Source organism: Streptomyces sp. SID5785 (assembly GCF_009870065.1).
Classification (GTDB): Bacteria; Actinomycetota; Actinomycetes; order Streptomycetales; family Streptomycetaceae; genus Streptomyces.
This window is the reverse complement of sequence record NZ_WWIA01000466.1, coordinates 1-9,128: the sequence shown is the minus strand read 5'-3', so window position 1 is coordinate 9,128 and position 9,128 is coordinate 1. Positions and strand designations below refer to the sequence as shown.

Genomic DNA, 9,128 nt, shown 5'->3' with positions numbered 1-9,128 from the left:
GACGTAGAAGGAGACCTCGCCCTGCACGAACATCATGCAGGCGCAGAGCGCTCCCCAGGTGACGGCGATGCGGGTGATCCAGCGCCGCGGGCCGATGCGGTGCATGACCAGGTTGCTGGGCACCTCGAGGAGCGCGTAGCTGAGGAAGAAGACGCCCGCACCGGTGCCGAAGGCCGCGGCGCTGATGCCCACGTCGGCCTCGAGCGCGGTCTTGGCCATCCCCACGTTGGTGCGGTCCACGAAGGCCATGAAGTAGACCATGCAGAGGAGCGGCAGGAGTCGGAGGGCGGCCTTGCGGCTGGCGGTCGCGTGGAGGCGGTCGGTGGGGGCGTCGGGAGCGGGCGGCACGCCGCCGCGCGTCACGGGGTTCACGGGATGCACGTGGTTCACGACGGGTCTCCTGCGCGTGGGCTGCGGAGATCGCGGCGGGGTACGGCATGAAGGCGGAGTACGACGCTCATGGGGTCTCCCTCAGTCAGGTGGGTGTTCGCGCCACCGGCCGGTGTGGTCGCGGTCACTGTAGGGAGCGCCCCGGGACACCATGAGGTCAGAAACTTCCATAGTTGCCGGGCTCGGGGTGGTAAGAACCGCCACCCGGGCCCGGGAGTGCGCTGCCTACGGCCGCAGGGCCCGGCGCAGCACTTCGAGACGGATCGCCAGGCGCAGCGGCAGGTCGTCACCGGCCCGCCAGTCGTGGCCCAGGACGTGGGTGATCCGGTCGAGCCGCTTGAGCAGGGTGTTCAGGTGGACCTGGAGGGCGTCGGCGCTGCGGCGCAGGTTCCCGTCCTGGGTGAAGTAGGCGTCCAGGGTGGCGATCAGGTCGGTGGAGCGCCTGGTGTCGTAGTCGAGCAGCGGGCCGATGACGTCGGCGAGGAACCGGTCGAGTTCCTCCTTGCGGTCGGCGTCGAAGGCGAGCGCGTACAGGGCGAACCGGTCGGTCGTCGCCCCGAGGTCCGTCGCGCCGAGGTGGCGGGCTACGGTCGTGCAGCCTGCCGCGCGCGAGAAGGCCCGCGCCCAGGCGCGACCGGTGACGGGCTCGCAGATGACCAGGACGGGCCGGCCGAGCTCGGTGCGCAGGCGCTGCTGGACGGCGCGTGCGAAGCGCTCGGCGTCCCCGGCGTGCGCGATCAGCGTCGCACGGCCCAGGTGTTCCCCCGCGAGCCCGGCCTCCTCGCGGGCGATCACGTGCAGGTGGCGGACGATCTCGGGTGCGGGGACGGAACCGGACTCGGCGGTGATCACGACGTCGAGGGCGTCGAGGTCGATGCCGCGCGAGCGGGCCCGTGTCCACTGGGTGGGGCTGACGTGCGGGCCCGCGACGATGAGTTCCGTGAGCAGCTCGCCGCTGAGCCGCTCGGCCGCGTCGGCGGCGGCGTTGTCCTTGAGGATGAGCAACCCGACGACGTGTGTGGCGAGTTCGAGGCTGCGGGTGTCCGTCGCGGACGGCTCGCGCGCGCCGCTCCACACGAGCGCGCCGAGCAGGCTGTCCCCGGCGCGCACGGTCGCCGCGCTGTGCCACAGGCCGTCCGCGCCCTGGCGGGTCACCGCACGACCGGTGCTGCGGGCCCGCTCGATCACCTCGGCGTGCGCCGCGCCGACCGGGTCCGCGCCGTCGGGCTCGTCGGTGCGGGCGCGGGCGAGGAGGCCCCCGCTGCGGTCGAGGATGACGAGCGCGCCGCCCAGCTGCGCCACGAGTTCGGACGCCACCGCACCGGGGCCGCCGCCGGCCAGGACGGACCGGGTCAGCGCCTCGTGCACGGACTGGGCCCGTTCCCTCGTGGTCATCTGCTCCTCGATGGTCCGGTACGCCTCCCGGAGTTCGGCGAGGGCGGCGCGGCTCTCCTCGTACAGCCGGGCGTTGTCGAGGGCGACCGCCGCGTGGTCGGCGAACGCGCTGAGCAGGGCTGTCTCGTCGGTGCGGAAGCGGCGTTCGCTGCGGTGCGCCGCGAAGAGGGCGCCGATGACCTGGCCTCTGGCCATGAGCGGGACGCCGAGGAGCGCGACGAGCCCTTCGTTGCCGACGACCGCGTCGAATCCGGGGTCGTGCCGGAGTTCCGCGTCGACGAGGTAGTTGCCGACCCAGTGCGCGGCGCGCGAGGCGATGACCTTGCCGCCGAGGCCGCTGCCGGACGGGATGCGGGCGGAGCGGAACGCCGCCGAGATGGTTCCCTCGCTGGCGGTGATCCGCAGCGCGCCGTCGTCGCCGATCAGCGACAGGTAGGTGAAGTCCGTGCCGATCAGGTCGTGGGCGTGCCGGACGATCGAGTCCAGGACGTCGTCGACGTCGCCGAGCGCGGTCAGGGACCGCGCCGTCGCGTACAGCGAGGCCAGTTCCCGTGCCCGACCCGGTCGGATGTGTCCGTCTGCTCGCCCTCGTTGCGTCATGTCCCCTGCGCCGTTCGTCGGTGCGGCGGGCCGGCCGCCCGGCAGGGGTGCGGCCCTGGCCGCACGAGCCGTCCTGGTGATCACCATCATGCAAAGGGGTGGGTGTTTCGTCTACGCCCAGGTGCGCACTTGTGGTCGATCCTCACCTCCCGAGCCGGGGAATCCCGCTCCTACGGTGAGACGGCCACGTGATCGGTGCTCGCCCCCGCGGCACACGGCACGCGGCACGGGGTCCGTGGCGCCACCGCGGGGCCCGCACCTGTCTGGGAGGAGAGCACACACATGGACGGGCTCATGCAGCCGCGGCCGCTGACCATCGCGCACCTCTTCGAGCGCGCCGAGACGCTGTTCGCGCACAAGCGCATCATCGACTCCGACGGGACGGAGCTCCCCTACGGCGCGTGGGCCGTGCGGGTGCGCAGGCTGGTGTCCGCCCTCGCGGCCCTGGACGTGCCTCCGGGGGCGCGGGTCGCGACCCTCGCGGCCAACCACCGGCGCCATCTGGAGGTCTACGCCGCGGCCCCGGTCAGCAAGCGCGTCCTCCACACGCTCAACATCCGGCTCTCGCCGGACGACCTCGCCTTCGTCATCGAGCACGCGCGCGACGACGTCGTCTTCCTCGACCGCCGGCACCTGCCGCTGGTCCGGAAGATCCTCGACCGGGTGCCGGGCGTGCGGCACTGGGTCGTCTTCCCGGACGGCACCGGCACGGCGCTGCCGGACGATCCCCGCTTCCACGACTACGACGCGCTGGTGGCCGGGTCCGAGCCGTGTGGCGGCTCGTTCGAGGCGGCGTTCACCGGCGCCGAGGAGAATCTGGCGGCCGGCCTGTGCTACACGTCCGGCACGACCGGCCGCCCCAAGGGCGTGCTCTACAGTCACCGGTCCACGGTCCTGCACTGCCTCGGCATCATGGCGGCGGGGCTCATCGGCCTCGCCGAGCGCGATGTCGTCCTGCCGATCGTGCCGATGTTCCACGCCAACGCCTGGGGCCTGCCGTACGGCGCGCTGATGACCGGCGCCGACCTGGTGCTGCCCGGCCCGTCCGCCGACCCCGCGCATCTCGGTGGCCTGATGGAGCGTCACCGGGTCACGCTCGCCGCAGCGGTGCCGACCGTCTGGTCCGACCTGCTGCCGGCGCTCCCCGGCCGGGACCTGGGCGCGCTCCGGCTGCTCCTCGGTGGCGGCTCACCCGTCACACCCGAACTGTCCGCCGCCTACGAGGAAGCCGTCGGGGTCCCGCTCACGCATTCCTGGGGCATGACGGAGGTCAGTCCGGTCGGTGCCGTCGGCGGTCTGCACAGCGCACACGACGGTCTCGGCGCGGCGGAGCGCGACGCGGTCACGAGCGCCCAGGGCCGGCCGCTGCCCCTGGTGACCCTGCGCATCGTCGATCCGGCGTCCGGCGCGCGCCTGCCCCACGACGGAGAGTCCGTCGGCGAACTCCAGGTCGCGGGCCCCTGGGTGGCGAGCGGCTACCTCGGCGGCGCGGGCACCGACGGCTTCACGGGGGACGGCTGGCTGCGCACCGGCGATCTGGCGACGCTCGACGGGCACGGATACCTGCGGCTCGTCGACCGCATCAAGGACCTGATCAAGTCCGGCGGCGAGTGGATCTCCTCGGTGGAGCTGGAGACGGCTCTCTCCGCGCATCCGCACGTCGCCCAGGTCGCCGTCGTCGCCCGGGACGATCCACGCTGGGTCGAACGCCCCGTCGCCTGCGTCGTCCTGCGCCCGGGCGCGAGCGTCAGTGCGGAGCAGTTGCGGGCACACCTCTTCGACCGGGTCGCCTCGTGGTGGATCCCGGACGAGTTCGTGGTGCTGGGCTCCCTCCCCACGACCGGCTCCGGCAAGGTGTCCAAGGAGTCGTTGCGGCAGTCGCTGCGGACCCGGTGAGGCACGGCCCCGGGCCGCCGGCCGTCCTCACCCTCGGCGCGGACCGTGCTCGCGCGCCGTGCGGGCGAAGGCGCGGACGGACTCCGTCTCGGCCGCCGTCAGCCAGGTCAGGGCCCAACTGGCCGTCGGCGCGTCGTGGGGGCGCAGGTACCGCAGGCCGGGCCACGCGTAGTAGCGCGCGGCATCCCCGTGGACCAGGCAGACGGCACGGCCCACCGCGACGGCGGCGGCCGCCTCCTGGAACGAGGAGACCATCGGACCGCGCGGGATCCGGCGGCCGCCCGGGGTGTGCGTGGGCACGAGGGTCTGCAGCCAGTACTCGGGGGTGGGTGGTCCGGAGTACGGCATGCTCCAGTCGGCGAGGTCCTCGAGGCCGACCTTCTCGCGCGCGACCAGCGGATGGTCGGCGGCCACCATGAGCAGCAGGGGCTCGACGACGATCAGCGGGCCGACGGTGAGGTCGGGCTCGCGGATGGGCAGCCACGCGGTCGCCACCTGCACCGAGCCGTCGCGCAGCGGGCCGAAGGGGTCGGTGAAATTCAGTTCCCTGATGCGGAGTTCCGTGCCCGGGTGCCGGGTGCGGAACAGGTCGAGGAGAGCGGCCTGGTCGTGGGCCTGGGCGCCGTGCAGCCCGAGCGTCAGCGTGCCGGCGGGACCGCGCGCGGCGTCGGTGGCCGTACGGATCCCCTCCTGGATCTGCCGGTAGCCCGCGTCGAGGTCGTCACGGAGCCGGGCGCCGATCGCGGTCAGCTCCACCCTGCGGTTGGTCCGGGCGAAGAGCCGCGCCCCGATCTGCCGCTCCTGCCTGGCGATGGACTGGCTCACCCGCGCCTGCGACACGTGCAGGCGATCCGCGGTCCGCCCGAAGTGCAGCTCTTCGGCAAGGGTCAGAAAGATCTCGATGTCCCGCAGCTCCACCGCAAGCCCCCCAGCCGCCGCCCATAACTCCAGGGTTATCCGACCATGCGGGACCGGCCGTTGTTCACGTCTCGCGCGCACTGCATCCTGAGGCACGCCCGCGCCACAGGGCGCCTCGTGCAGGACACCCATCAGCTCAGGACAGTCGGGGGACGCCCATGCTCACACCACTCGCCTACGGTCTGGCCGTCGTGCTCGACCTCCTCGTCGTGTTCATCGGGCTGAGGTTCCTCTTCCAGCCGCGCCCCGCGGCCGCCGCATACGGCGTGCCTGCCGCGGAGAACGGCGACGCGGCCTACCTGACGGTCAAGGGCCTGCGCGATCTCGTCTCCGGTCTGCTGGGGCTCGCTCTGCTGGCCTTCGCAGGAGCCGACGCGGCCGCGTGGTTCATGCTGGTGATCGCGCTGACCCCTCTCGGGGACACCCTCATCGTGCTCCGCCACGGCGGCACGAAGGCGGCCGCCTTCGGCATCCACGGCGCCACGGCGGTGATCGTCCTCGTGAGCGCGGGCCTGCTGTTCGCTCTGTGACGCCGCGCTCCCCACGTCACGCTCCCTCACCATCTGATCCGAACGCGCAGCGCGCGCCCACCCGAACAGGAAGCGAGCCCATGTCCCTCATGCCCCCTGACCCCGACCGCGGTCACCTCGTACGCGCGGCGGACGCCGAAGTCGTCGGACGCGCCCCCACCACGGTCCGCCTCCTGGCGGACAGCAGCGCGACGGGCGGCGCCCTGTCCACCCAGCGCGTCACCCTCACCGAAGGAGCGAACGGTGCGACGCCGCACCACCACGCCCGCTCGGCCGAACTCTTCTACGTGCTGGACGGAACGGCCCAACTCCTGTGCGGCGAGCAGGTCGTCACCGCAGGCCGGGGCGATCTCGTCGTCGTGCCGCCGAAGACGGCGCACGCGTTCGCCGCCGCACCGGGCGAGCACGCGGACCTGCTCATCGTGATCACCCCGGGAGTCGAACGCTTCGAGTACTTCCGTCACCTCGAGCGCATCGCCTACGGCAAGGTGCCGCCCGAGAGCCTGCTGGATGTCCAGGAGCTCTACGACACGTACTTCCAGCAGAGCGTTCCCTGGACCGACGCCCGGGCGTGAGGATCCGCGCACGATTGTCGGTGGCCCTGGGTACGGTCGGTCGCACATCGTCGACGCGGAGGGGAGACAGACATGATCAAGGGTCTGAGCAAGCTTGAGGTGATCACGCTGTTCTTCGAGGACCTGCCCGCCGGCAAGGCCTTCTACCAGGACGTGTTCGGCCTTGAGGTGGTCTACGAGAACGAGGACTCGGCCGTGGTCCGGCTCGACAACCTCATGATCAATCTGCTGGACGTCGCCAAGGCTCCCGAGCTGGTCGCCCCCGCTCAGGTCGGCGGAGCCGGCGCCGGTGTCCGGGCTCTGCACACGATCGAGGTGGCGGACGCCGATGCGGTCTGCGGCGAACTCGCGGACCACGGCGTGCCGTTGCTCAACGGCCCGGTCGACCGCCCGTGGGGCCGGCGCACGGCGGCCTTCGCCGATCCGGGCGGCAACGTCTGGGAGGTGGCCCAGATCCTCAACGCCTGACGGGCTGCCGGTCCCCGGGCGGCCCGTCGACGCGTCCCTGGACGACTCAGTCCTCGACGACTCAGTCCGCGATGACTCAGTCCTCGACGACGCGGATGATCGTCTTGCCGGGGGTGCGCTTCTCCGGGGTGAACGCGGCCGCCGCCTCGCCGAGCGGCCGGACGTCACCGACGATCGGCTTGAGGCGGCCGTCCCGCAGCCGCTGCGCGAGATCGGCCAGACGGACCCGGTCGGGCTCGACGACGAAGAAGACGGCGCGGCCGTCACGGGGCTGGACGGTGACGGGCTCGGCGGCCGTGACCAGGGTGCCGCCGGGGCGCACCAGCTGCGTGGAGCGGGCGAGGATGTCGCCGCCGAGCACGTCGAACACCACGTCCACCTCGCCGATGCCGTCCAGGCCCTCGGCCGGGAGGTCCACGAAGACGTCGGCGCCGAGGCCCAGGGCGGTGTCGCGGTCGGCGGCCCGGCCGGTGCCGATCACCCGCGCGCCCGCCTCGTGGGCCAGCTGCACGGCGATGGATCCGACGCCGCCCGCGGCGCCGTGGATGAGCACGCTCTGTCCGACGGTCAGGTGGGCGTGGTCGAAGAGGGCCTGCCAGGCGGTGAGCCCGGAGATCGGCAGGGCGGCGGCCGTGACGTGGTCGATCCCGGCGGGGAGCGGCGCCAGGTTGCGGGCCTCGACCGCCGTGTACTGGGCGAGCGAGCCGTTGCGCGTCCAGTCGGTCACGCCGAAGACCCGCTGCCCGACGGTCAGGCCGGTGGTGCCGTAGCCGAGCTCGGTGACGACGCCGGAGAGCTCGTGCCCGGGCACGCTGGGGGTGCGGTCGCGCCCGGCCCGGTCGGTCCACGTGCCGGGCCACTCCAGTTCGTTCGGGATGAAGCCGGCCGCATGGACCTCCACGATCACGTCGTTCTCGGCGGCGTGCGGGTGGGGCAGCTCGGACAGGGTCAGGCCGCTGACACCGGCTTCGCGGTCCTGGACGGTGATGGCTCGCATGAGGGTTCCTCTGGGGAAAGGAGTGCGGGAGCGGGCATCGCGCGGGAGGCGCGGTCCGCGGCCCTGCGTGGCCGCGGCGCCCGCCCTGATCAGTCGCGGCGCACCACGCGCCGTCCGTCTCCCCGCACTCTCGCCAAGGAGCGACGTCCGACCGGCGCCACTGCGATCATGCCTAGCAGAGTAGAACGCAGGCAGCCCGGAGGTCTGGGCCATTTGTGTGCCTTCTCGGTGGGCCAGTCCGGCGGGCCGGCCGGGCCCCGGGCGGCGGGTGCCCGGGGCCCTTCGGTCGGTACCCGCTATCCGGCGCGCGGGGGTTCGATCACCTGGCCGGTGCGGGTGCGGGCCTTCACCCGGCCCGGGCCCGCGGTCGCGTTGCGGACGGCGGCCGTGGGCCCCTTCGACGTCTTCCCGTCGACGGTCAGTTCGGTGACGGCGCGCGAGCCCGCGGCCAGCAGATAGCGGTCGCCGTCGGAGGTCCGGTACTCGACGTCCGCGACGACGTGCTGACCGAAGCGGGAGCATGCGGCGGTGTTGCGGGCGGTGGCCGCGAGCAGCGGTTGCCCGGTGGAGGGGCGCAGGCCGATGAGGATCTGCCCGGGGCCCTTCCAGGTGTCGGCTCGCATGCAGTTCCATGTGCCGCGGCCGCCGCCCGGCAGCGGCTGGCTGGCGAAGTCCCAGGTGTTGACGGACCGCACACCGGGGTCCAGCCGCGGCAGACCGCAGGCCGTGGCGGACCAGGCGACCAGGGCCGCGGAGCTGGTCGCCTCGACCGGCCTCGCCGCCCTGCCGGGAGACTTCCCCTCGCCGGGCAGCGGCTGGTAGGTGAGGTGGACGGGCGAGAAGCCCCCGAGGTCGGTGACCAGGAACCGGTGGTTCTCGACGATCTTCCCGGAGGACCGCAGCTGGAGCGCGGGCCAGGAGCCGCAGCCCTTCGCGGGAGGCAGCGCCACCTCCTCGGTCACCCCGTCGGTGAGTGGGAGCGGTCGGGGCAGCCGGTCGGGTGCGCGCAGGTCGCGCAGACCGGACTCGCTGATCCACGGCGCCAGGAGGTAGCGCGCCGAGTCGGCGTCCCGGACCAGCGTCAGGGCGGACGCGTCGGTCACGTCGGAGTTGTCGGAGCGGGCGATGTCGAGGGTCGCCGCGGACCCGCCGGCCTGTGCGGGTTCGGAGTAGCGCACGGTGCGCTCGCCGTCGTGGAAGAGGACGACCTTTCGGGCGTCGAGTGCGCCTGCGTAGAGGAGTTGGGGCGGGTGGGCCGGGCCCTCGGTCGAGGCACCGGACTCGACCGTGCGCCGCACCGAGTCGGCGGGGTGGTCCCACACGCGCAGGGCGCGGGAGAGCAGCGAGCGGTCGTCGGTG

General features: G+C 73.1%; 8 protein-coding genes and 1 pseudogene. 4 read left to right on the top strand and 5 right to left on the bottom strand.

What is annotated here, in order from left to right:
• Together GTW43_RS15430 and GTW43_RS15425 are read right to left on the bottom strand one after the other, a co-directional pair.
• Positions 1-390, bottom strand: a 390-nt coding sequence (locus tag GTW43_RS15430; protein WP_343246017.1) for an MFS transporter, incomplete at its 3' end; no start/stop codon positions are given.
• A gap of 225 nt (positions 391-615) precedes the next feature.
• Positions 616-2,385, bottom strand: coding sequence for a GAF domain-containing protein (locus tag GTW43_RS15425; protein ID WP_161302531.1), 1,770 nt, complete (start codon positions 2,383-2,385; stop codon positions 616-618).
• A 282-nt stretch (positions 2,386-2,667) separates the two neighbouring features.
• On the opposite strand from GTW43_RS15425, the gene GTW43_RS15420 reads away from it, so the two are divergent.
• Complete coding sequence (locus GTW43_RS15420) at positions 2,668-4,281, top strand: long-chain fatty acid--CoA ligase (protein WP_161302529.1); 1,614 nt, start codon at positions 2,668-2,670, stop codon at positions 4,279-4,281.
• Between the two features lie 27 nt (positions 4,282-4,308).
• On the opposite strand, the gene GTW43_RS15415 is transcribed toward GTW43_RS15420, so the two are convergent.
• Positions 4,309-5,199 (bottom strand): LysR family transcriptional regulator, encoded by an 891-nt coding sequence (locus GTW43_RS15415; protein WP_161302526.1) that lies wholly within the window; start codon positions 5,197-5,199, stop codon positions 4,309-4,311.
• 158 nt (positions 5,200-5,357) lie between these two features.
• On the opposite strand from GTW43_RS15415, the gene GTW43_RS15410 reads away from it, so the two are divergent.
• From GTW43_RS15410 to GTW43_RS15400, 3 genes are all read left to right on the top strand, one after another.
• Positions 5,358-5,729, top strand: coding sequence for a DUF4267 domain-containing protein (locus GTW43_RS15410; protein ID WP_161302525.1), 372 nt, complete (start codon positions 5,358-5,360; stop codon positions 5,727-5,729).
• An 80-nt stretch (positions 5,730-5,809) separates the two neighbouring features.
• A complete protein-coding gene (locus GTW43_RS15405; protein WP_161302523.1) occupies positions 5,810-6,304 on the top strand; it encodes a cupin domain-containing protein in 495 nt (164 codons plus the stop codon).
• Positions 6,305-6,376: 72 nt separating this feature from the next.
• Entirely contained in the window at positions 6,377-6,772 is a 396-nt protein-coding gene (locus GTW43_RS15400; protein ID WP_161302521.1) for a VOC family protein, read from the top strand.
• 76 nt (positions 6,773-6,848) lie between these two features.
• On the opposite strand, the gene GTW43_RS15395 is transcribed toward GTW43_RS15400, so the two are convergent.
• The gene (locus GTW43_RS15395; RefSeq protein WP_161302519.1) at positions 6,849-7,769 is read right to left on the bottom strand and encodes an NADP-dependent oxidoreductase; all 921 of its coding nucleotides are present in this window, start codon (positions 7,767-7,769) and stop codon (positions 6,849-6,851) included.
• A gap of 296 nt (positions 7,770-8,065) precedes the next feature.
• A pseudogene (locus GTW43_RS15390) lies at positions 8,066-9,128 on the bottom strand (hypothetical protein); the annotation flags it as partial.

What these genes read in the sequence shown, in the direction of transcription:
- GTW43_RS15425 (WP_161302531.1), bottom strand. Translation starts at nt 2,385, where the DNA reads ATGACGCAACGAGGGCGAGCAGACGGACACATCCGACCGGGTCGGGCA.
- GTW43_RS15420 (WP_161302529.1), top strand. Translation starts at nt 2,668, where the DNA reads ATGGACGGGCTCATGCAGCCGCGGCCGCTGACCATCGCGCACCTCTTC.
- GTW43_RS15410 (WP_161302525.1), top strand. Translation starts at nt 5,358, where the DNA reads ATGCTCACACCACTCGCCTACGGTCTGGCCGTCGTGCTCGACCTCCTC.
- GTW43_RS15405 (WP_161302523.1), top strand. Translation starts at nt 5,810, where the DNA reads ATGTCCCTCATGCCCCCTGACCCCGACCGCGGTCACCTCGTACGCGCG.
- GTW43_RS15400 (WP_161302521.1), top strand. Translation starts at nt 6,377, where the DNA reads ATGATCAAGGGTCTGAGCAAGCTTGAGGTGATCACGCTGTTCTTCGAG.
- GTW43_RS15395 (WP_161302519.1), bottom strand. Translation starts at nt 7,769, where the DNA reads ATGCGAGCCATCACCGTCCAGGACCGCGAAGCCGGTGTCAGCGGCCTG.